The 21,581-nt window shown below is 64.6% G+C and carries 20 protein-coding genes; 9 read left to right on the top strand and 11 right to left on the bottom strand.

Annotated features, from left to right (window positions below):
• Nucleotides 1-14: 14 nt before the first annotated feature.
• Entirely contained in the window at nt 15-1,871 is a 1,857-nt protein-coding gene (locus CH262_RS00940) for a propionyl-CoA synthetase (protein WP_094716687.1), read from the bottom strand.
• 192 nt (nt 1,872-2,063) lie between these two features.
• Between CH262_RS00940 and CH262_RS28380 the strand changes: the two genes are divergently transcribed.
• Nucleotides 2,064-2,495: a hypothetical protein gene (locus CH262_RS28380; RefSeq protein ID WP_094716686.1), complete on the top strand. Its 432-nt coding sequence runs from the start codon at nt 2,064-2,066 to the stop codon at nt 2,493-2,495.
• Nucleotides 2,496-2,513: 18 nt separating this feature from the next.
• On the opposite strand, the gene CH262_RS00930 is transcribed toward CH262_RS28380, so the two are convergent.
• The 6 genes from CH262_RS00930 to CH262_RS00905 form a co-directional block, all read right to left on the bottom strand.
• Nucleotides 2,514-4,007: a carboxyl transferase domain-containing protein gene (locus CH262_RS00930; protein ID WP_094716685.1), complete on the bottom strand. Its 1,494-nt coding sequence runs from the start codon at nt 4,005-4,007 to the stop codon at nt 2,514-2,516.
• A 10-nt stretch (nt 4,008-4,017) separates the two neighbouring features.
• Nucleotides 4,018-5,217, bottom strand: coding sequence for an ABC transporter permease (locus CH262_RS00925; protein ID WP_094716684.1), 1,200 nt, complete (start codon nt 5,215-5,217; stop codon nt 4,018-4,020).
• Nucleotides 5,214-6,107, bottom strand: coding sequence for an ABC transporter ATP-binding protein (locus CH262_RS00920; protein WP_094716683.1), 894 nt, complete (start codon nt 6,105-6,107; stop codon nt 5,214-5,216). Before CH262_RS00920 ends, CH262_RS00925 begins: the two co-directional genes overlap by 4 nt.
• Before the next feature lie 16 nt (nt 6,108-6,123).
• Complete coding sequence (locus CH262_RS00915) at nt 6,124-6,678, bottom strand: hypothetical protein (protein WP_094716682.1); 555 nt, start codon at nt 6,676-6,678, stop codon at nt 6,124-6,126.
• Nucleotides 6,675-6,947, bottom strand: coding sequence for a helix-turn-helix transcriptional regulator (locus tag CH262_RS00910; RefSeq protein WP_032404377.1), 273 nt, complete (start codon nt 6,945-6,947; stop codon nt 6,675-6,677). The genes CH262_RS00915 and CH262_RS00910 overlap by 4 nt, the downstream gene beginning before the upstream one ends.
• 64 nt (nt 6,948-7,011) lie before the next feature.
• The gene (locus CH262_RS00905) at nt 7,012-7,467 is read right to left on the bottom strand and encodes a MarR family winged helix-turn-helix transcriptional regulator (RefSeq protein ID WP_063216893.1); all 456 of its coding nucleotides are present in this window, start codon (nt 7,465-7,467) and stop codon (nt 7,012-7,014) included.
• Between the two features lie 81 nt (nt 7,468-7,548).
• On the opposite strand from CH262_RS00905, the gene CH262_RS00900 reads away from it, so the two are divergent.
• Nucleotides 7,549-8,379 (top strand): alpha/beta fold hydrolase, encoded by an 831-nt coding sequence (locus CH262_RS00900; protein WP_256988605.1) that lies wholly within the window; start codon nt 7,549-7,551, stop codon nt 8,377-8,379.
• A gap of 51 nt (nt 8,380-8,430) precedes the next feature.
• Here the strand turns inward: CH262_RS00900 and CH262_RS00895 are convergent, their stop codons facing one another.
• Nucleotides 8,431-10,095, bottom strand: coding sequence for an ABC-F family ATP-binding cassette domain-containing protein (locus CH262_RS00895; RefSeq protein WP_094716681.1), 1,665 nt, complete (start codon nt 10,093-10,095; stop codon nt 8,431-8,433).
• Nucleotides 10,096-10,152: 57 nt separating this feature from the next.
• Here CH262_RS00895 and CH262_RS00890 point away from each other — a divergent pair, with 57 nt between their 5' ends.
• Together CH262_RS00890 and CH262_RS00885 are read left to right on the top strand one after the other, a co-directional pair.
• Nucleotides 10,153-11,001: an aldo/keto reductase gene (locus tag CH262_RS00890; RefSeq protein WP_063216894.1), complete on the top strand. Its 849-nt coding sequence runs from the start codon at nt 10,153-10,155 to the stop codon at nt 10,999-11,001.
• Between the two features lie 102 nt (nt 11,002-11,103).
• On the top strand, nt 11,104-11,925 hold the full coding sequence (locus CH262_RS00885; RefSeq protein ID WP_094716680.1) for a uroporphyrinogen-III synthase: 822 nt from the start codon (nt 11,104-11,106) through the stop codon (nt 11,923-11,925).
• On the opposite strand, the gene CH262_RS00880 is transcribed toward CH262_RS00885, so the two are convergent.
• Nucleotides 11,922-12,995 (bottom strand): NAD(P)-binding domain-containing protein, encoded by a 1,074-nt coding sequence (locus CH262_RS00880; RefSeq protein ID WP_094716715.1) that lies wholly within the window; start codon nt 12,993-12,995, stop codon nt 11,922-11,924. The two genes, CH262_RS00885 and CH262_RS00880, sit on opposite strands and share 4 nt — an antisense overlap.
• 55 nt (nt 12,996-13,050) lie before the next feature.
• On the opposite strand from CH262_RS00880, the gene CH262_RS00875 reads away from it, so the two are divergent.
• From CH262_RS00875 to CH262_RS00865, 3 genes are all read left to right on the top strand, one after another.
• Complete coding sequence (locus tag CH262_RS00875; RefSeq protein ID WP_094650580.1) at nt 13,051-13,782, top strand: enoyl-CoA hydratase; 732 nt, start codon at nt 13,051-13,053, stop codon at nt 13,780-13,782.
• Nucleotides 13,779-15,113, top strand: coding sequence for an ammonium transporter (locus CH262_RS00870; RefSeq protein ID WP_032381687.1), 1,335 nt, complete (start codon nt 13,779-13,781; stop codon nt 15,111-15,113). The genes CH262_RS00875 and CH262_RS00870 overlap by 4 nt, the downstream gene beginning before the upstream one ends.
• A gap of 192 nt (nt 15,114-15,305) precedes the next feature.
• Nucleotides 15,306-15,980, top strand: a complete 675-nt coding sequence (locus tag CH262_RS00865) for a hypothetical protein (RefSeq protein ID WP_027495954.1) — start codon at nt 15,306-15,308, stop codon at nt 15,978-15,980.
• A gap of 67 nt (nt 15,981-16,047) precedes the next feature.
• On the opposite strand, the gene CH262_RS00860 is transcribed toward CH262_RS00865, so the two are convergent.
• Complete coding sequence (locus tag CH262_RS00860; protein WP_032385719.1) at nt 16,048-16,995, bottom strand: alpha/beta fold hydrolase; 948 nt, start codon at nt 16,993-16,995, stop codon at nt 16,048-16,050.
• Nucleotides 16,996-17,191: 196 nt separating this feature from the next.
• Here CH262_RS00860 and shbA point away from each other — a divergent pair, with 196 nt between their 5' ends.
• Nucleotides 17,192-17,773, top strand: coding sequence for an RNA polymerase sigma factor ShbA (gene shbA / locus CH262_RS00855; protein WP_027495956.1), 582 nt, complete (start codon nt 17,192-17,194; stop codon nt 17,771-17,773).
• A gap of 113 nt (nt 17,774-17,886) precedes the next feature.
• Nucleotides 17,887-19,533 carry a purine-cytosine permease family protein gene (locus tag CH262_RS00850; RefSeq protein WP_032385718.1) on the top strand — a complete coding sequence of 549 codons (1,647 nt, stop codon included), beginning with the start codon at nt 17,887-17,889 and terminating at the stop codon, nt 19,531-19,533.
• 63 nt (nt 19,534-19,596) lie between these two features.
• Here CH262_RS00850 and htpG read toward each other — a convergent pair whose 3' ends face one another.
• Nucleotides 19,597-21,522, bottom strand: a complete 1,926-nt coding sequence (gene htpG / locus CH262_RS00845; RefSeq protein ID WP_094621633.1) for a molecular chaperone HtpG — start codon at nt 21,520-21,522, stop codon at nt 19,597-19,599.
• Nucleotides 21,523-21,581: the final 59 nt, after the last annotated feature.

Raw genomic sequence — 21,581 nt, 5'->3', positions numbered from 1 at the left:
GCGCCTGTTTCCGCCTATCTGCCGAGTAGCTTCTCCAGTGCATCGAGGACTGCGGGATCCTCAATGGTCGACGGAACCCCGTACTGCTCACCGGCGACGATCTGTCGCATCGTCTTTCGGAGTATCTTGCCCGAGCGGGTTTTCGGCAGAGCTCCGACGATCGTCACATCGCGGAACGTCGCCAGTGCACCGATTTGATCGCGGACCATGGCCACCAGTTCGGTACGCAATTGCTCCTCGGAGATGTTCTCCCCGGCTTTGAGTACTACGTATCCGCTGGGGCGCTGGCCTTTGAGGTCGTCGTGAATACCGATGACGGCGCATTCGGCGACGGCGGGATGGCCCGCGAGCACCGCCTCCATCGACCCGGTGGACAGGCGGTGGCCGGCGACATTGATGACGTCGTCGCTGCGACCGAGTACGTAGACGTACCCGTCGGCGTCGATGTAACCGGAGTCGCCGGTGAGGTAGTAACCGGGGAAAGTATCGAGATACGAACGCTGGAAACGTGATTCGTCGTTCCACAGTCCGACCAGTGCACCTGGCGGCAGTGGCAGCTGCACGACGATGTTGCCTTCCGAGCCTGCGTCCACAGGATTCCCGGACGCGTCGAGGATACCGACCTGGAATCCCGGTACCGGCACGGTCGGCGATCCGGGCTTGATCGGAAGTGGTTCCAGCCCGCGAAGATTGGCGCAGATGGCCCACCCGGTCTCGGTCTGCCACCAATGATCGACGACGGATCGATCGAGGGTGCGTGAAATCCACTCGTACGTATCGGGATCGAGGCGTTCACCGGCGACGAACAGTGTCTCCAGTGAGGACGTGTCGTACTTCTCGAGCTCGGCGGCGTGCGGATCGACCTTGCGGATAGCGCGTAGCGCGGTCGGTGCGGTGAACAGGGCCCGCACACCGTGGTCCTGGATCACCCGCCAGAACGCGCCTGCATCGGGAGTCCCGACGGGCTTGCCCTCGTAGAGAACCGTTGTGGCACCGGCGAACAGCGGTCCGTAGACGATGTACGAGTGTCCCACCACCCACCCGACATCGGAGGCCGTCCACATCACCTGACCGGCATCGACGTCGTAGATGTTGCGCATCGACCACGTCAACGCGACGGCATGACCGCCGTTGTCGCGCACCACGCCCTTGGGCTTGCCCGTCGTACCCGACGTGTAGAGGATGTACAGCGGATCCGTCGCCGCCATCGAAACCGGTTGTGCCGCTGACGCGTCGGCGATGAGGGTGTCCCAATCCAGCCACTCGTGTTCGCCGGGAATGCCCTCTCGTGATTTTACGATCACGGCCGGTGTGTTCGCCGTCGTGAGCGTCAGGGCGCGCTGCACCAACGGCAGATACTCGATGACGCGCCCCGGTTCGAACCCACCGCTCGCGGTGATCAGCAGCACCGGCTCGGCGTCGTCGATGCGCGCGGCGAGTTCTTTGGCGGCGAATCCGCCGAACACCACCGAGTGCACTGCGCCGAGCCTGGCGCACGCCAGCATGGCGACGACCGCCTCGGGAATCATCGGCAGGTAGATCACCACGCGGTCGCCCGGTCCGACGCCCTGTGCGCGCAGTACCCCGGCGAAGCGCGCGGTCTCGTCGAGAAGTTCGGCATACGTATAGCTGCGCGTGAGTCCGAGCATCGCAGAGTCGTAGATCAACGCGGTCCGGTCACCGTGCCCGGCATCGACGTGCCGGTCCAGAGCGTTGACGCAGGTGTTCAGGCGGGCTCCGGGAAACCAGCGCGAACCGTCGAACGCCGTGGTGGGAGGGGTGTCCCAGTCGACTCCCGACGCGGCCGCCAGCCAGAAGTCCTCGCGGTTCTCGATGCTGCTGTCGAATGCCTGCCGATACTCGCCACTCATGTCTGCGAGCGTAGTTCGAGGTGGGGTGGTCCGGGCCGGGTTGCGCACTACCGGCGACGACCGGCGGAATCCCGTCGACCGGCGGTCGTTGTGTGCACTGGTGCCCACACGCCGTCAAGATTCACGGCCGAGGCGTCAAGATTGCGTCAACACCCCTGTTCGACGCCACCGCCCGGCGCAAGACTTCTTCTCATGACTCTTGTGGACATTCTTCCGTCTCTCGGTGCCGCCTACGTGTCGCGGTGCGATCCAGCGCTCTGGCCGGCGAACACTCACTGTGTGTGCGGCCGCATCACCGTCGACGGCGTCGCGCTCGAGGATGTGGCCGATGCCGAGGGCACTCCGGTGCAGTGGGGTCGGATTCTGATCACTCGCGTGCGGTCGGTCATCGCCGGCGAGGTGGGCGTCGATGCGGAGTTCGGTGATCTGCTGCAGGCAGTAGTGGTCAACCGGCACTCGGTGGGCCCGGTGGTCAAGGTGGACGTGCACGGTCCGGGGCGCAGTTGCGTCAGTCCGGTCGAGTTGCCCGCGGACCTTCGGGCGGGCGATGTGTTGGCGCTCGTGACCTCGCACGTGCACGGCGGAGCCTGCGGTCGTTCCGCAGGCTCCACTCCGGTCTCGTAGCAGGGGTCGAGTTTCCACTCACAAGGTGACCCCGAGAGTGCGGTAGCGGCCGAGTCTCGCACTCGTCCGAGCTGCCGCTTCGAGGGTCGACAGCTCGCGTAGTTCGCGGACAATGGCATCGGCGATGCGACCGGAGAACGCGGCCGGTTCGTCGGCCGCGTCGGGGAGTTCGGGAACGATGGCGTCGACGATGCCGTCTCGCAGCAGGTCGACCGACCTGATGCCCTGAGCCTCGGCCATCTCCGGTGCATGGGCGGTGTCGCGGTGCACGATTGCGCTGGCTCCCTCGGGTGGAAGTGGTGCGAGCCAGGCATTCTGGGCACACAGGACGCGGTCGGCGGGCAGCAGGGCGAGTGCTCCGCCGCCGGTGCCCTGACCCAGTAGCACCGACACCGTTGGGGTGTTCACGGTGACCAGGTCGGAGATCGACCGCGCGATCTCGGGAGCGAGACCACCCTCCTCGGCTTCCTTGGACAGCGCTGCGCCGAATGTGTCGATGACAAGTACCAGAGGTAGCCGGAGTTCCTCGGCCAGACGCATGCCGCGCCGAGCTTCTCGTAGTGCTGCCGGGCCCATCGTTGCCGTGGCGGTGCTGCTGCTTCGGTCGTTACCGAACAGCACGCAGGAGACACCGCGAATGCGGCACAGTGACAACAGGATCGAGGTGTCGGCCTCGCCCTGACCGGTGCCGCTGAGCGGAACATGCTCGGCCGCAGCATGTTCGATGATCTGCCGAATCCCCGGACGATCGGCGCGGCGCGACGACTGCACCGAGTGCCAGGCCGATTGCTCGGGAATACTCGTACGTCCGACTTCGGGAACGTCCGTCCACACGGATGCGTCGACGATCACTCGCAGCGTGCGGATCAGCAAGTGACGCAATTGCTCGACCGGCACCACACCGTCGATGACACCGTGCTGGTACAGATTCTCGGCGGTCTGGACGCCATCGGGAAATGGCTTGTCGTACAGGGCCTGATACACCCGCGGGCCGAGGAACCCGATGAGGGCCTCGGGTTCGGCGACGGTGACGTGGGCCAGTGAACCCCAGGATGCGAAAACGCCTCCCGTCGTCGGATTGCGGAGATACACCACATACGGCAGGTGCGCCGCTTTGTGTGCGGTGACGGCGGAGGCGATCTTGACCATCTGCACGAAGGCCAACGTTCCCTCCTGCATGCGCGTGCCGCCGGAGGTGGGGGAGGCAATGAGTGGCAGGCCCTCTGCAGTGGCGCGCTCGATGGCGGAGGTGATGCGCTCGGCCGCCGCGACTCCGATCGATCCGGCGAGAAACGCGAACTCGCAGGCGATGATCGCGACGCGTCGGCGGTCGATGGTGCCCTCGCCGGTCAACACCGATTCGTCGACGCCACTCTTCTCGCGAGCCTTGGCCAGATCCTTCAGATAGGACTCCCCAGGATGGACGTCCACGGGCGTGGAGTCCCACGACACGAACGATCCGCCGTCGAGAACGGAATCGAGAATCTCGGCGGCGGATGTCCGTGGGCTCATGGCGCGAACTCTATCGAGCGAATGCTTCCTTCCACGAGACGGTCTTGCCGATCCGAAGAATGGAGCGCTGATAGATCTTCGCTGCGCCCATCGCCAGGATCGCGGTGGTGATCACCATCAGGACTGCCGAACCGACGATCTGCACCGGCGAGGTCACGCCCGCGGCGATGCGCAGCGGCATCATGATCGCCGAGAACGGCGGGATCCAGCTCAGCGTGTTGGCGAGAGTGCTCTCCGGATCGCTGACGGAATAGAAGGCCGCGAAGAACATGGCCATGATCAGGATCAGCAGTGGCATGGTCGTCGAGTTCACGTCCTCCTGCCGCGAGACCATGGATCCGCCCGCTGCGTAGAGCACCGCGAAGAACGCGAAGCCGAGAATGAACCACGCGAGTGTGGCCGCGAAGACACTCACCGCGGCACCGGTGACGGTGAGTACGCCTGTGCCCAATCCTGCTCCCACACCGGCAATTCCGTACAGAGCGAGCTGCAGGATGCCGACCGCACCGATGCCCAGAATCTTGCCCCAGAGCAACTGCAGGGGGCGAACGGTGGAGAGCAGCAGTTCGACCACGCGCGAGGACTTTTCTTCGACGACGCCCATCGCGACGTACATGCCGAAGCCGATGATCTGTGCGTACAACAGGAACACGGCCGACAGGGCCAGGGCTGTCCGCTGACCGGCCTCGGGGTCGGGCGGATCGATCGCGTCGACGGTGACCGTCGCGGCACTCGTCGCTGCCCTGAGCTCGTTCTGGTCGACACCCTGTTGCGCCAGTGCAGCATTCGTGGCCTGCGTCGCGACACTGCCTTCGACGACGGCGCGCAACGTGCCGGTCAGATCGGACTCGGTGACGGCGGTGTACGCGCCCGCAGTGCCGTCGGGAACCAGCGCCACATCGAGATCCCCGGATTCGACGCCACTGCGCGCGGCCGCCGCGTCGGCAACGTCACGGACTTCGACGGGGCTACCGACGGCGTCGCCGGTCGCCTCCAATACCGTTGCAATGGACTGGTCCCCGGCGACGCCGATGACGTCGCGCTCTTCGTCACCGCTGCCGGAGAAGATCGAGAATGCGATGATGCCGCCGACGATGACGGCCAGGATGATCACGTTGCTGATGACGAAGCTCTTCTTCATCACCTGAACGGTGAACTCGCGCTTGGCTATCAAGGACACTGCGCTGAAGGAGTTCAGTTGGGAGCTCATGCCACTACCGCCTCTCGGAACAGGTCGCTCAGGGAAGGTTTCTGGATGGAGAATTCGTGTACCGGTCCGGTCGCGAGCGCGGCCCGCAGGACTTCTTGATCATCGGCTCCCGGTGCCAGCCCGAGAACGGTGATGCCGTCGCTGTGCCCGAGTGTGCTCACTCCGGCGATGCCCGACGCCCATCCGGGCGCAGCGTTCGGTGCGTGGACGTGCAGGTGCGAATCTCCTGATCCGCGTAGTTCGTCGACGGTACCGACGGCTTTCATCGAGCCGGCGGCGATGATGCCGACGCGGTCGCACAGGCGTTGCACCAGATCGAGTTGGTGGCTCGAGAACACCACCGGCACTCCGGCAGCGGCCTTTTCGCGGAGAACTTCGCTCATGACGTCGACGGCGATCGGGTCGAGGCCGGAGAACGGTTCGTCCAGCACGAGCACTGCGGGGTCGTGCACCAGCGCTGCTGCCAACTGCACGCGCTGCTGATTTCCCAGGCTCAAAGCGTCGACGGTGTCGTTCACTCGCTCGTCGATGCCGAGACGTTCGGTCCAGCGAATCACCGCGGCTTCGGCATCCTTCGACGAGAGGCCGTGCAGCTCGGCCATGTACGCCAATTGCGGGCCGACCTTCATCTTGGGGTACAGCCCGCGTTCCTCCGGCATGTAACCGATGGTGCGGCGAACATCGAGGTCGACGGGCTTGCCGCCCAACAGAACCTGGCCGGAATCTGCCGACAGCACGCCCAGCGCGATGCGCATCGTGGTGGTCTTGCCCGCGCCGTTGCTGCCGACGAAGCCGAACAGTTCGCCCGGCCGGACGTCGAAACTCAGGTTGTCGAGGGCGATCTTGTCGCCGTATCTCTTGGAGACGGAGTCGATCGTGAGGGTGCTCATGGTGCCCTTTCGGTCGTTACTGCTGGTCGAACTCTTCGGTGTCTTCTGGTTCGGGGTCAGGGGTTATCCACGCGAGAATCATTGCGGGGGAGCAGATGCCGGTCATCAGTGCGGCGAGAGTCCATCCGCCGCCTGCGTACGCCAGGCGCGGCATCTCGTCGTTCGCCGTGGACAGGAAGATGGACGCGAACGCCGCCGCCATCACCAGGGTCTGCGTGACGGTGAGGCCGATGGATCGAGCTTCGTTGCGCTGCTGCACTTCCCACTCGTCGAGTGCTCCTACCGGTGCGTCTCCGTGCCGGCCCGAGACCGTCTGGAGAACAGTCCACACCGGTATGAAAAGGAGGGCGGCCGGTATCCATCCGATCGCGAACCACTTCGAGAACAGGCTGCCGATACTGACGACGAAAAATGTGCAGAGGAGTACAGCCACAGCGACAACGAGGATTCGGCGTCGATGCTGGGTCCGCCAGGCGGGTAGCCAATGCCGTGTCTTGGCGTCGTTCTCGAGGAATCGCCGTGTGCGATACGCCTGATAACGGGTGAGGATGTCGGAGCCGGGCGTAGTCATCGATCCTTCTCCCTTCGGAAGAGTTCTGCCGACAGTGGTCCGAGTTCGGTGCGCGAGAACACTGCTTCGATCGGCAGATCGAAGACGTCGCAGATGCGCATCGCGAGGTCCAAGCTCGGGTAGTGGTCGCCTCGTTCGAGGGCTCCCACCGTCTGGGGATTCACTTCGACGAGTTCGGCCAGTTGCGCGCGGCTCATCTTTCGTTCTGCCCGCAGAACACCCACCCTGTTGTAGATCGGGAGCGCGGTACCGCGCTTGACGGGGCTCATGACAATGAAGTGTTGTATAAACCCAACGATGTGTCAACCGTTAATAACAAAACTGCTGATTTGTCTACGGTGTCTGCTGCTCCCGAGCGGAGGCGACGATGGCGCGCATCGTGGTCAGAAACTCATCGATCGTTGCCCGCTGCTCTGGCGTGAAGCGGGCGAGCTCGTCGACGGCCTGGCCGATGACGGGGCCGAAGAACGTTGTCCCGAGTTCCGACGCGTGCGCAGTCACGCGCAGCAGTACTCGCCTGCGGTCGGACGGGTCGGGTTCGCGTAACACCAGTTCACGCTTGGTCATTCGATCGATCAGGGCCGTGACCGACGCGGATTCCAGGCCCAGCTGGGTTCCTAGCCAACCGGGGGTAGCGCGCGTTCCGGCTCGGTCCGCGTCGAGGAGACAGATCAGCGCCCGGATGTCCGTCGGGTGGAGCGCATGTCTCTGCGCGAATTCTGCGCCCAGAAGATCGAGGTCGACCGTCAGCGCGCGTAGCTGATGGACGGTGGAGGCGGGCTCGGTCATGTGCTGATCCCTCGGGAGATGCTGGACGAGATGTCTCTCCATTGTCTACTATCTCGATCATCGAGAAGATGGAGGGTTGCAGTGACGCTGGACGAATTCTTCTCCGCCTACGACCGGGTGCTGCAGAAGTGGCCGGCGGATACCCAAGCCATCGACGCGAACACGGTGCACGGCACCACTCGAATCAACGCCTGCGGACCCGTCGACGGTCCGGCGCTGGTGCTGCTCCCTGGGGCGGGTGCCACGTCCACCGTGTGGTTCGCCAACGTCGAGGCGCTCTCGCAGCGATATCGGGTGTACGCGGTCGACCTCATGGGCGACGTCGGCCGCAGTGTTCCCGGTGAGCAGTCCGTCGACTCCGTGGACAAGCTGCTGAACTGGGTGACGGCGGTGCTGGATGAACTGGGCCTTCGAGCTGTGGCACTGTGCGGTCATTCCTACGGCGCGATGATCGCTCTGGCGTACACCTTGCGCAACGAGAGCCGCGTCGATGCGCTGACGCTACTCGATCCCAACGCATGCTTCGGCTCCATGAGTCCGCGCTACCTGCTGCACGCCCTACCGATACTGCTGTCTCCCAACGAGAAACGGCAGCGTGCTTTCGTCCGATGGGAAACCGATGACGCGCAGTTGGATTCGGATTGGCTCGACACTCTCGCTCTGGGGGCCGCGCACGCCCCGACCACAAAAACCACTGTTCCGAAACGGCCGAAACCTGCTGCGTTCGCGAACTTCGGTGTAGCGACAACCGTGGTACTGGCAGGGAATGGCAAGGTGCACAATGCCGCTCGGATCGAATCGGCGGTCCGAACCGTCCTGCCTGCAGCGCGGACCGTGATACTCGACGGAGCCACGCATCACACGTTGCCGATGCTTCCCGCCGCCGAGGTGAACGAAATTCTTCTCAGTTGACGAAAATCGGGTGCAGCTAGCCGCGCTCAGCTGCACCCGATTCAGCGCGACCTACTTCTCGCTCAGCTTCCCATCGTTCATCGTCCAGTGACGAGTGCTGCGAACGGTGTCGAGCATGCGGCGATCGTGCGTCACCAGCAGCAGGGTGCCCTCGAAGTTCTCCATCGCGCGTTCGAGTTGTTCGATGGCGGGCAGGTCGAGGTGGTTGGTGGGCTCGTCCAGCACCAGCAGGTTCACGCCGCGGGCCTGTAGCAATGCGAGTGCCGCACGGGTTCGCTCACCCGGCGACAGGGACGCCGCCGGCCGCAGCGCGTCGTCGCCGCGCAGCCCGAACTTGGCGAGCAGGGTGCGCACCTCGGCGTCGGGCCACTCGGGAACTGCTGCACTCAACGCGTCGGACACCGTGCCGTCACCGACGAAATATGCTCGCGCCTGATCGATTTCACCGATCGCCACACCCGAACCCAATGAGGCCGTTCCCTCGTCCGGGTCCAACCGACCCAGCAGTACCGAGAGCAGCGTCGTTTTGCCGGAGCCATTGGGCCCGGTGATGAGGATTCGATCGCCCCACTCGATCTGCGTCGTCACCGGACCGAAGGTGAACTCCGATCGGCGAACGACGGCTCCGCCCAACACCGCGACAACGGTCCCGCTGCGAGGAGCCGCCGCGATCTCCATCCGCAGTTCCCATTCCTTACGGGGTTCCTCGACCACCTCGAGTCGCTCGATGCGGCGCTGTGTCTGACGAGCTTTCGCGGCTTGCTTTTCGGTCGACTCGGCGCGGGTCTTGCGGGCGATCTTGTCGTTGTCGGTGGCCTTGCGTCGCGCATTGCGGACGCCCGATTCCATCCAGTTCCGCTGCATCTGCGCGCGAGACTCCAACGCCGACTTGGTGTCTGCGAACTCGTCGTACTTCTCCCGTGCATGCTGGCGCGCAATTTCTCGTTCCGCGAGATAGGACTGGTAGCTGCCGTCGTACACATCGATGCGACGCTGCGCTCGATCGAGCTCGACGACACCGGTCACCGTCCGCGCCAGAAACTCGCGATCGTGACTGACGACGATGATGGCCGCCCGCGTCGCGACGACGAATTGTTCGAGTTGCTCGAGGCCTGCGAGGTCCACGTCGTTGGTGGGCTCGTCGAGCAGAAGAATGTCGTAACGCGCAAGGAGAATCGCGGCGAGCCCGGCTCGGGCGGCCTGCCCGCCCGATAGATCCGTCATGAATGCGCTGCCGTCGACATCCAGGCCCAGATCCGCGAGTACCTTCGCCGTCCGCTCCGCCAGGTCGGCACCGCCGAGGGCGAGCCACCTCTCCAGCGCCGGGGTGTAGAGGTCCTCGTCGGCAGGAGCGGAGCCTGCGGAGTGACCGGAGTCGCTGCCACCCAACGCCTCGGCGGCTGCGTTCATGGAAGCTTCGGCCGAAGTGACCCCGGTCCGCCGGCCGAGGAAATCCAACACCGTCTCCCCGGCGATGCGCTCGGGCTCCTGCGCCAGATAACCGACGGTTGCGTCGGGCGGGCTGGTGTAGATCTCACCCTCGTGATCGGCCGTTCCCACGCCCGCCAGCAGCGTCAACAGCGTCGATTTACCGGCACCGTTCGCACCGACCAACCCGATCACATCACCCTCGGTCACCGTCAGATCGAGGCCGGAGAACAGGGTTCGATCGCCGTGAAAGGCGGCCAGATCGTCGATGCGGAGCGTGGCAGTCACCGGACCAGTATCCCCGGGACCGGGAACAGATTCACAGCGCCGTCCGTTGGCATTCGTATGACGTATTCAGCCGAGACCAGTACTGTCCCGACCATCGTGCTCAACGACGGCACGTCGATTCCCCAGCTCGGGTTCGGTGTGTGGCAGGTTCCCGACGACGGTGCCCAGGCCGCCGTGTCCGAGGCGCTGAAGGTCGGATACCGCAGCATCGATACCGCAAAGGTGTACGAGAACGAGGCCGGCACCGGCAAGGCCATCGCGGAGTCCGGCATCGCGCGCGACGAACTGTTCGTCACCACCAAGCTGTGGAACGACGATCAGGGCTACGACTCCACCTTGAAGGCCTTCGACGCCAGCATGGATCGTCTGGGCCTCGAGTACCTCGACCTGTACCTGATTCACTGGCAGCAGCTCGATCGCGACAAGTACATCGACACGTTCAAGGCGTTCCAGAAGCTGAAGTCGGACGGCCGCATCGGTTCGATCGGCGTCTCCAACTTCACCATCCCCACGCTCGAGAAGCTGATGGACGCAGTCGGTGAGGTCCCGTCGGTCAACCAGATCGAGCTGCATCCGCGCTTCATCCAGGAAGAACTGCGCGCTTTCCATACCTCGAAGGGCATCGCCACCGAGGCGTGGAGCCCGCTCGGCTCCGGCACCGTTCTGGACGATCCGGCCTTTGCGCCCATCGCCGAGGCACACGGCGTCACCCCGGCGCAGGTGATTCTGCGCTGGCACATCCAGCTCGGCAACGTCGTGATCCCCAAGTCGGTCACCCCGGAGCGGATCGCGAGCAACTTCGACGTGTTCGGCTTCGAGCTGAGCAACGACGAGATTCAGCAGATCAACGCTCTGGACACCGCCGACGGCCGCACCGGCCCGGACCCGGACAAGTTCAGCAGCTGACCCGCCATGTGAGTGGAACTTCGTAGTGGACTACGAAGTCCGGAGTGGAGCCTGCGCAACGACCGCGGGCACAGCGCGCACATGGGGGCCTAGTCTGTACCCATGTCGGAACCGCTCGCAGGCAAGACCGTTGCCCTCACCGCCGAGCGGCGTGCAGACGAATTGGCCACCATGCTCGAACGCCGCGGCGCGAACATCGTTCACGCCGCGGCGATTCATGTTCTACCCCTGATCGACGACTCGGAGCTGAAGTCGGCTACCGAAGGCATTGTCGATCGTCCCCCGAAGATCGTGGTGATCAGCACCGGTATCGGCTTCCGTGGCTGGCTCGACGCGGCGGCCGAATGGGGTGTGCGCGACGACCTCCTGGCAGCGCTCGGGCACACGCGCATCATTGCCCGCGGGCCGAAAGCGCGTGGTGCGATTCGCGGAGCCGAGCTGCGTGAGGAATGGTCGCCCGCCACCGAAGCATCGCAGGAAGTCGCCGATCACCTTGCTGCCCAGGGTATTTCCGGTGCCGACATTGCCGTCCAACTGCACGGCGTCATCACCGAATGGGAACCGACGATTCATCTGAGCGATGCTCTGAGCGAACTCGGTGCGCATGTAAGACCGATCCCGGTATACCGCTGGATCCGCCCCGTCGATCAGGCCCCGCTCATCGACTTGTTGGCACAGATCATCGAGCATCGAGTGGACGCAGTGACGTTCACGAGCGCTCCCGCCGTCGCCTCCCTGCTGTCGACGGCCAAGGACAACGGCATGCTCGACGCCTTCCTCGCCGCACTTCGGGGCCCCGTCGCCGCGATCTGCGTGGGGCCGGTGACGTCGGCCCCGTTGGATGCGTTGGGCGTTCCGACGTCGATGCCGGACCGTGCGCGTCTCGGCTCCCTGGCCAAGTTCGTCGTCGAGCAGCTGGGTTAACCCAGAGTCTCGAGCAACTCCGTCACCGCTGCTCGCCCGGCCCGGTTCGCCCCGATCGTGCTCGCGGACGGGCCGTACCCCAGCAGGTGGACGCGATGGTTCGCGGCCACCCGGGTGGTCAGCCTGCCGTCCATGACGATTCCGCCGCCGTGCCCGCGCAGTCGCAGCGGCGCGAGGTGATCGAGGGCGCTGCGGAATCCGGTGGCCCACAGGATCACGTCGGCGTGCTGGGTCGAACCGTCCTCCCAGACAACGGAATCGGCGGTGATCGAGGAGAACATCGGCTTGCGTTCGAGAGCGCCACGCTCACGTGCGGCAGCCAGCGACGGGGTGAGCAACAGGCCGGTCACCGAGACGACCGAGCCCGGCGGCAGGCCCGCACGCACCCGATCCTCGACCATGGCGACGGCTTTGCGTCCGGCGTCGTGGTCGAACTGGCTGTCCCGGAACACCGGTGGTCGACGCGTGACCCACGTCGTGGTGGTCACCTGCGAGATCTCGTCGAGTAGCTGCACGGCCGAGATTCCGCCGCCGACCACGACGACGTGTTTGCCGGCGAACTCGTCCGCGGTTCGGTAGTCCTTGGTGTGCAGTTGTCTACCGGTGAAGGACTCGGCTCCGTCGTAGTGCGGAACGAACGGCTTCTCCCACGTTCCGGTCGCATTGATGAGGCCCTCGGCCATGACGACCGTGTCCCCGGCCTCGACCCGAAAGAGTGGTTCGCGGTCGCACACGACGGTCACCGTGACGGGGCGTCGGACATGCAGTTCGAACCGTTCCTCGTACGCGCGGTAGTAGCGGGGAACCGCGTCGGCTGCCGCGATGGATTCGGGTGGCTCGTCTCCCAGCGTGTCGGCGAACGGCATCCCGGGCAGATCGTGCACGCCGTTGACGGTGCTGAGCGTCAGCGACGGCCACCGGAACTGCCAGGCACCGCCGGGTCCGGGGGAGCGGTCGAGCATGACGAAGCCCGCACCTGCGGCAAGTCCGGCCCGCCGGAGGTGGTAGCCGGCCGAGAGCCCGGCCTGGCCGGCACCGATGACAGCAACCCGAGTGTCGATCACGAGTATCAGTAGATCAGGCCCCGCCCCGTGACCGCCGCTACCAGCCGGTAACCTGCTCGGCGTGATCGGACACACTCGTGACGGCGATGTCGTCATCCTGGAATTGCAGCGACCGGACAAGCGCAATGCGCTGAGCACGGATCTCTGTGTCGCGCTACGACGCGAAGTCGAGCAGGCGGATGCCGACGGCGCGCGGGTCGTGGTGATCACCGGACAGGGCAGCAGCTTCTGCGCCGGTGCCGACCTGACCGGAGATGCGTTTCCCGACGCGTTCGGCGAGACGCTGGAAGGCATGCTCAACGCCATCGAGCGAGTGTCCGTTCCCGTCGTGGCGGCGATCAACGGGCCTGCCGTCGGAGCGGGGACGCAACTGGCCATTGCCTGCGACCTGCGGGTGGTCGCACCCGAGGCATTCTTCGAGATTCCCTCCACGCGTCTCGGAATCGCAGTGAGCAACTGGACGATCAAGCGGCTGGCGGCGTTGGCCGGCGGCGGCGTGGCGCGCACGATCCTGCTCGGCGGCGAACGAGTGCACGCCGATCAGGCGTATACGTGCGGTCTGGCCAACAAGCTCGGCGATCGCGATGTTGCCGTGCAGTGGGCGCACTCGATCACTGCCCTTGCACCCCTGGCGCTGCGACACCTCAAGCTGGTGTTCAACGACGACGGCGCGCACGACGATCCGACGCCCGCACAGCGCGCGGCATTCGAGGCCGCGTGGAGCAGTGCGGACATGAAGGAAGCGCGCCGCGCGAGAGCCGAGAAGCGCGCACCGAGATTCGTGGGCAAGTGATCAACGGAGCGCCCGACGCGGGCGACACGGCCTGGTTGCTGGCGAGCACCGCGCTGGTCTTGCTGATGACGCCGGGCTTGGCCTTCTTCTACGGCGGCATGGTGCGCTCGAAGAGCGTGCTGAACATGATGATGATGAGCCTGTCGGCCATCGCCGTCGTATGGCTGCTGTGGTTGGCGTTCGGGTTCTCGATGGTGTTCGGCGACAACGTGATCGGCGGTTGGATCGGAAACCCGTTGCAGTACGCCGGTTTCGAGGGTTTGCTCGGCGGCGTGTACACCTCGGCGGCGGGCACGGTGTCGATTCCGTTGGTGGGAACCGTTCCGGCGTTGGTGTTCGCGGCATTCCAAGCGGGATTCGCCATGGTGACGGTCGCGCTGATCTCGGGTGCCGTCGCAGACCGGATGCGGTTCGTGCCGTGGGTGCTGTTCGCGGCCCTGTGGTCCACGCTGGTGTATTTCCCTGTGGCGCACTGGGTTTTCTCGCTCGACGGGCTCACCAGTGAGTTCGGCGGGTGGATCACCAACAGGCTCGGCGCGATCGACTTCGCCGGTGGCACGGCCGTGGAGATCAACGCGGGTGTGGCCGGGCTGGTGCTGGCCCTCGTGGTCGGCAAGCGGAGCGGGTGGCCGCGAGATCCCATGCGTCCGCACAATCTTCCGGCCGTCATGCTCGGAGCCGGACTGCTCTGGTTCGGCTGGTTCGGTTTCAACGCGGGCTCGTCGTTGGCGGCCGACGGCGTCGCCGCAGTGGCGCTGGTGAACACGATGGGCGCGGGCGCGCTGTCGATGGCGGCGTGGCTCGTCGTCGAGAAATGGCGGGACGGGCACGCGACGTCGTTCGGCGCGGCGTCCGGAGTGGTGGCCGGACTCGTCGCGATCACGCCGTCGTGTACTGCCGTCACACCGATCGGTGCAGCCGCGATCGGCATCGTCTCGGGTGCGTTGTGCGCGTTGGCGATCGGCCTCAAATATCGCTTCGGCTACGACGATTCACTCGACGTCGTCGGTGTGCATCTCGTCGGCGGTGTCGTCGGAACGCTGATGATCGGACTCGTCGCCAGTGCGCAGATGCCGGCGGGCAAGGACGGTTTGTTGTACGGCGGCGGTCTGCATCAACTCTGGGTGCAAGCCATCGCCGTCGTGGCGGTGTTCGCGTACACGGCAGTCGTCACCACCGCTATCGCGTTCGCAATCAAGGCCGTCATGGGCGTGCGCGCCGACGCGCAGCACGAGGCCGACGGCCTGGACGAGCACGAGCACGCCGAGTCCGCCTACGACTTCGGAGTGGGCCACGGAGGCAGCAACAAGCCTGGTCTTTTCGGTAAGTAGGGGCAAACCCTGCGCGTCCTTTACGAACCGATCGGTCGATGAAAGTCGTTCTGTCCCTTTCGCGTTGATGCGATCGATCGTTGTTCGGTTCGACCCCTCTCGTTCATCTTCGGTTCGCCCTTCACGCTCGTTGTGCCCATAGCTTTTCGCTGCTCGGTATCGAGAGATGGACACGACGAAAGACTGAGGAACATGAAGCTGACTCGATTCGCGGCAACGTCCGCATTGGTCATTGCAGCGATGACGACCGCCATGGGCACCGCCTATGCGGATCCGGCACCGGCTCCCGCCGCTGCCGTCGGGTGGAACGTCACCCAGGCCGGCAACCAGGTCCTCGTCGACACGACGGCCGGCACCCTGAGCAACGAAGACAACCACCTGGTCGTCCGTGACGCCAACGGCGCACTCGTCGACTCCGTACCGCTCGCCATCGCCGCCGACGGATTCTCGCACCCCGTCGCTGCCGACATCGACGGCAACCACGCCACTCTGACCGCTGATGTCTCGCCTGCCGCGGCAACCCCGGTCTCCACCTCCCTTCCCGGCCTGCAGCAGGTCGACCTGCCCGCCGCAGTCGCAGGCGTCAAGGACAACCTCAGCCTCACCGCCTCCGTCGGTGGATTCCTCGGTGCTGCAACCGGAATCGTCGGCGGATGCATCCTCGGAATCATCACCGGAGTCGTCGTGACCGCACCGGTCGCGACTCTTCTCGGAGCAGGCCCCATCGGCGGCTGCGTCATCGGCGCAATCGCCCTCGGTGCCATCGGATCGCTCGCCGGCACCTCTGCCGGTGGCCTCGGCGCAGTCATCGGTAACGCCGGACAGTTCATCCAGCTGCTCAACGCTCCTCCCGCAGTGAAAAAGTAAAACTGCCTCGACAACAGTGCTGTGGCCCGCATCGGATATCCGGTGCGGGCCACAGTCGTCGAAAGGTCTAGCGAGCCAAGGCGAGATCCCCCACGTGAGCTCTCCGAGCTGCCGTCACGAGTTCGACGATGGCGTCCGCCACCTCGTGTGCTCGTTCGAGAATCACCATGTGTCCGGCCTGCGCGATACGTACCAACCGTGCATCGGGCAGGTGGGATGCAAGGGTTTCCGAGTGTCGCATCGGCGTCATCAGGTCGTCCGAACCGCACAGCACCAGCGTGGGAATCGAGGCCAGCGCGGCCAGACCGGCCACCTCGTCGAGTCCGCGGAACGCGCCGAGGAAGCCGGCCATCGTCACGATGGACGTGTCGCCGAGCATCGCCGTCGCCAGCGTGACCACCCGCGGGCTGACTTTGTGGGAGCCGCATCCCGCCGTCCTGACGATGGGCGCGCACACCCCGCGACTGAGCCTCTTGGCACCCGACATCAATCGAGGGGCCCGTCGAACAGCTGCCTGAAACGCCGACACGGCCGGATGCGCGAGGCAGCGACCGAGCCCGTCGTCGGTGATCCCGCCTGCGGACGTCGCGATCAACCCGACCCCGACGAGGCGCGAGCCGACGGCATCCGGGTACTGACGCGCGTAGGAGAGCGCCGTCATGCCGCCCATCGAGTGGCCGATCAGAACGAACGGCCCGACCGGGACGACAGCGCGGATCACGTCGGCCAGGTCCTCGCCGAGCTGATCGATGGTGCAGCTGTCGGGCGTTGCGGCACCGGATTCGCCGTGGCCGCGGTGGTCGTACAGAACGATTCGCGTGTCCTCGCCCCAGACATCCTCGACGTGGGTGCGCAGCTCGGTCCACGACTGCATCCGCAGGCAGTGTCCATGGACGAACACCACGGTCAGAGCCGCATCGGGCCGTCCGAACTCGCGCACTGCGAGCGTGGTGCCGTCCCCTGCGGCGACGGTGCTCCGGCGACCGACCAGGTGGTTCTGCTCACTCGTACTCATGTGCGCTCCGCGGTGTCAGGGTCACGTGACGCGACGTGGATGTTGTCCGGTACGTCGCTCGGACGACACGCCGTGTTACCTGAGTCACATTCTTCTCGATTGTGGTAGCCGATCCGACCAAGCCGAACGGTCGGCTGCCTCGAAGTACTGGTGAGCGTTCAGGTGAGGGCGCGCGTTGCCAAGAAGGAGATCGGCCATGAGCACTTCCATGGACACGCTCGAAGACGTCGTACCGCGGGCCGTCGCGGGTGACCGCGCCGCACTCGAACGCGTACTGGTGTTGATCCAGCCTCCGATTCGCCGGTACTGCGCCTCTCGAATCGGCAATCTCGATGTCGCGGCCGACGACGTGGTGCAGGACGTCTGCCTCGCTCTGGTCACCGCAATTCCCAAGTACCGCGACATGGGCAAACCGTTCATGGCATTCGTCTACGGAATCGCTGCTCACAAACTGGCCGATGCCGGCCGACGATCGGCTCTGCGGCAGACGTTCTCGACGGCCGAGCTGCCCGAGGAGGTGTCGGGTGAGGACGGTCCCGAGCAGGTCGCGCTTGGCGACGAACTCCGCTCCCATGCGCAGGCCCTGATGAACACCCTGCCCCCGAAGTACAGCAAGATCATCCTGATGCGAGTGGTGTGGGGCCTGACCGCACCGCAGACCGGCGAAGCTCTGGGAATGACGGCCGGTGCAGTGCGGGTGGCCCAGCACCGGGCGATGAACATGCTGCGCGCCGAACTGTCGAACTTCTCGCTACTGGCGGCCCGCACAGCTGCCTGACACCGCCCGGTGGATGGGTGTCCGAGGCGTATGTCCGAATCGCCGGATTGAGTAACACCAGCTACATCGGCGCAAGACACGTCGGCAACGTGGCGGTTCTACGTTGTTGATCCATGACCGCCGTACAGCCAGCGCCGACAGACACCGCGCTGAAAGAGACGCTCGAGGACTACACGCTGCGCTTCGCGCCGCGTAGCTACCGTAAGTGGGGGACCGGTGTTGTCGCGACGTCCGCGCTCGGCGGCATCGCCTATCTCGCGGATTTCGCCATCGGTGCCAATATCGGAATCTCGTACGGAACCGGCAATGCACTGTGGGGCATTCTGGTGTTCGCCGTCGTCATCTTCCTGACCGGCCTTCCGCTTGCCTACTACGCGGCCCGTTACAACATCGACCTCGACTTGATCACGCGTGGAAGCGGTTTCGGCTACTACGGATCGGTCGTCACCAACGTCATCTTCGCGACGTTCACGTTCATCTTCTTCGCGCTCGAAGGTTCGATCATGGCGCAGGGACTCGAACTGGGGCTGAGCATCCCGTTGCCCATCGGGTACGCGGTCTCGACCATCATGGTGATCCCGCTGGTCATCTACGGCATGAAAGCCCTTGCCAAACTTCAGGTCTGGACCACCCCGCTGTGGCTCGTTCTGATGGTGCTGCCGTTCGTGTACCTGGTGATCAGCAATCCCGACTCGGTGGGTGAGTTCTTCGCCTACGGTGGTCAGGACGGGGCCGACGGCAAGGGCGTCAACGTCGGGTCGGTGATGCTCGCCGCAGGCGTGTGTCTTTCGCTCATCGCGCAGATCGCCGAGCAGATCGACTACCTGCGTTTCATGCCGCCCAAGACTCCCGAGAATTCCCGACGCTGGTGGACGGCAGTACTTCTCGCCGGACCGGGGTGGGTCATCTTCGGTGCCCTCAAGCAGGTCGTTGGTCTCTTCCTCGCCGTGTACCTGATCGCCAACGTCGTCGACGGATCCAGCATCGCCAACGAGCCGGTGCACCAGTTCCTGGAGATCTACGAGAACTTCATGCCGGGCTGGCTCGCCATGACCCTCGCGGTGATCCTGGTCGTCATCAGCCAGATCAAGATCAACGTGACCAACGCCTATTCGGGATCGCTGGCGTGGACCAACTCCTACACCCGCCTCACCAAGACGTATCCGGGCCGCATGGTGTTCGTGCTGTTCAACCTGGCCATCGCGCTGATCCTGATGGAAGCCAACATGTTCGACTTCCTCAACAGCATCCTCGGCTTCTACGCCAACTGCGGTATCGCGTGGATCGCGGTAGTGGCCTCGGACATCGTGTTCAACAAGTACATCCTCAAGCTCTCGCCCAAGGTGCCCGAGTTCCGACGCGGCATGCTCTACAACATCAACCCGGTCGGCTTCGGATCGATGGCGGTATCGGCGATCCTGTCGATTCTGGTGTTCTTCGGGGCATTCGGGTCTGCGATCAAACCGTATTCGCCCATCGTGGCTCTCGTTCTCGCACTGGTGCTTCCGCCGATCCTGGCGGTGGCGACCAAGGGCAAGTACTACCTGCGACGCACCGACGACGGTATCGATCTGCCGATGTTCGACGAGCACGGCAATCCGTCCGACGAGCTCGTGATGTGCCACGTCAGCGGCATGGAATTCGAGCGACCCGACATGATCGCGTCCAACGTGCCGGGGCCCAACGGAGAAAAGCAGTACATCAGTTCGCTGTCGCTGAGCACCGACAAGACGGGGGAGCACATTCTCCCGCCTCAGTGACCCAGCATGTGAGTGGAACTTCGTAGCAGGCTACGAAGTTCCACTCACATGGGGCGAAGCCACTCAGATGGTGCGCGTCAACCGATCGGCGAGCAACTTGGAGAACTTCGCCGGATCCTTCAGCTCGGTTCCCTCGGCGAGAAGTGCCGTCGCATAGAGCAATTCGGCGGTCTCGGCGAGGTGTGGATCGTCGCTGCGATCCTCGCGGGCCTTCTTCAGTCCCGTCACCAGGTCGTGGTTCGGGTTGAGTTCGAGGATGCGCTTGGAGGTCGGCACGAACTGGCCCGAGGCCTTGTACATCTTCTCGAGCTGCGGGGAGAAGCTGAACTCGTCGCCGACGACGCAGGCCGGTGACGTCGTCAGGCGCGTCGACAGACGTACCTCCTTGACGTCCTCGCCGAGCGTTTCGGTCAGCCAGGTGAGCAGGTCGGCGAATTCCTTGTCCTGCTCCTCGCGCTTGGCCTCGGACTCCTTCTTCTCCTCTTCGGTGTCGAGGTCCACCTCGCCCTTGGCGATGGACTGGAACGACTTTCCGTCGAAGTCGGTGACGTTGCCGACCCACACCTCGTCGACCGAATCGGTGAGCAGCAGCACCTCGAGCCCGCGAGCCTTGAACGCCTCCATGTGCGGCGAGCTCTCGATCTGCTGACGCGATTCGCCCGTCATGTAGTAGATCTGCTGCTGGCCGTCCTTCATCCGGTCCACGTACTCGGCGAGGGTCGTCAGACCCTCTTCGGAGTGGGTGGACGCGAACGACGAGATGCCCAACAGGGTTTCGCGGTTGTCGGAGTCGGAGATCAGGCCTTCCTTGAGGACCGTGCCGAACTGCGACCACAGCGTCTTGTACTTGTCGGGCTGCTCGCTCTGCAGCTCCTTGACCGTGGAGAGCACCTTCTTGGTCAGGCGACGACGGATCGCGCGGATCTGCCGGTCCTGCTGCAGGATCTCGCGAGAAACGTTGAGCGAGAGGTCCGCTGCGTCGACGACACCCTTGACGAAGCGCAGGTACTCGGGCAGCAGTTCCTGCGAGTCGTCCATGATGAACACGCGCTTGACGTACAGATGCACGCCGGCCTTGCTCTCGCGCATGAACAGGTCGAACGGTGCCTGCGACGGAATGAACAGCAGCGCTTGGTATTCGAACGTGCCCTCGGCCTTGAACGGAATGACCTCGAGCGGCTCGTCCCAGGCGTGGCTGACGTGCTTGTAGAACTCCTTGTATTCCTCCTCGGACACCTCGTCCTTGGAGCGGGTCCACAGCGCCTTCTGCGAGTTGATCGTTTCCGTCTCGATCGTGACGGTGTCCTCGCCGCCTTCCTCTTCGCTCTTGACGCGCTTCTCGACGTCGATGCGAATGGGCCAGGCGATGAAGTCGGAGTACTTCTTGACCAGTTCCTTGATCTTGCGCTCGGACGCGTAGTCGTGGAGGTGGTCTTCCTCGTCGGCCGGCTTGAGAGCCAGCGTGACCGAGGAACCCTGCGGGGCGTCGTCGACGTCGGTGATCTCGTAGGTGCCCTCGCCGGTGGACTCCCACTTGGTGGCGGTGCTCTCGCCGGCCTTGCGGGTGAGCAGCGTGACCTTCTCGGCCACCATGAACGTGGAGTAGAAGCCGATGCCGAACTGGCCGATCAGTTCCTCGGAGGCGGCGGCGTCCTTGGCCTCCTTGAGCTTCTTGCGAACTTCTGCGGTGCCGGACTTGGCGAGTGTGCCGATGAGGTCGATGACCTCCGAGCGCGACATGCCGATGCCGTTGTCCCGGATGGTGAGGGTACGAGCGGAGGAGTCGATGTCGATCTCGATGTGCAGATCCGAGACGTCGACGTCCAGATCCTTGTTGCGGTACGACTCCAGGCGCAGCTTGTCCAGCGCGTCCGAGGAGTTCGAGATCAGTTCACGGAGAAAGCTGTCCTTGTTGGAGTAGATGGAGTGCACCATCAGATCCAGGAGCTGACGCGTCTCCGCCTGGAATTCGAGCTGTTCGGTACTCAATGTCTCCCCTTCTAGCAGCAAAACCGACGCGAATATTCTACGGCAAGGCTACGGGTGAG

Origin of the sequence: Rhodococcus sp. 05-2255-1e (assembly GCF_002259025.1) — a bacterium.
GTDB lineage: Bacteria > Actinomycetota > Actinomycetes > Mycobacteriales > Mycobacteriaceae > Rhodococcoides > Rhodococcoides fascians.
Note: the sequence above shows the minus strand (reverse complement) of the source record. Positions and strands in the feature narration are given on the sequence as shown.

Bases quoted from the DNA above. Each gene is read 5' to 3' on its own strand.
- CH262_RS00905 (WP_063216893.1), bottom strand. From the start codon at position 7,467: ATGACCGAGCCCGCCTCCACCGTCCATCAGCTACGCGCGCTGACGGTC.
- CH262_RS00940 (WP_094716687.1), bottom strand. From the start codon at position 1,871: ATGAGTGGCGAGTATCGGCAGGCATTCGACAGCAGCATCGAGAACCGC.
- CH262_RS00925 (WP_094716684.1), bottom strand. From the start codon at position 5,217: ATGAGCTCCCAACTGAACTCCTTCAGCGCAGTGTCCTTGATAGCCAAG.
- CH262_RS00850 (WP_032385718.1), top strand. From the start codon at position 17,887: ATGACCGCCGTACAGCCAGCGCCGACAGACACCGCGCTGAAAGAGACG.
- CH262_RS00865 (WP_027495954.1), top strand. From the start codon at position 15,306: ATGAAGCTGACTCGATTCGCGGCAACGTCCGCATTGGTCATTGCAGCG.
- CH262_RS00920 (WP_094716683.1), bottom strand. From the start codon at position 6,107: ATGAGCACCCTCACGATCGACTCCGTCTCCAAGAGATACGGCGACAAG.
- CH262_RS28380 (WP_094716686.1), top strand. From the start codon at position 2,064: ATGACTCTTGTGGACATTCTTCCGTCTCTCGGTGCCGCCTACGTGTCG.
- CH262_RS00910 (WP_032404377.1), bottom strand. From the start codon at position 6,947: ATGAGCCCCGTCAAGCGCGGTACCGCGCTCCCGATCTACAACAGGGTG.
- CH262_RS00890 (WP_063216894.1), top strand. From the start codon at position 10,153: ATGACGTATTCAGCCGAGACCAGTACTGTCCCGACCATCGTGCTCAAC.
- CH262_RS00885 (WP_094716680.1), top strand. From the start codon at position 11,104: ATGTCGGAACCGCTCGCAGGCAAGACCGTTGCCCTCACCGCCGAGCGG.
- shbA (WP_027495956.1), top strand. From the start codon at position 17,192: ATGAGCACTTCCATGGACACGCTCGAAGACGTCGTACCGCGGGCCGTC.
- CH262_RS00860 (WP_032385719.1), bottom strand. From the start codon at position 16,995: ATGAGTACGAGTGAGCAGAACCACCTGGTCGGTCGCCGGAGCACCGTC.
- CH262_RS00930 (WP_094716685.1), bottom strand. From the start codon at position 4,007: ATGAGCCCACGGACATCCGCCGCCGAGATTCTCGATTCCGTTCTCGAC.
- CH262_RS00915 (WP_094716682.1), bottom strand. From the start codon at position 6,678: ATGACTACGCCCGGCTCCGACATCCTCACCCGTTATCAGGCGTATCGC.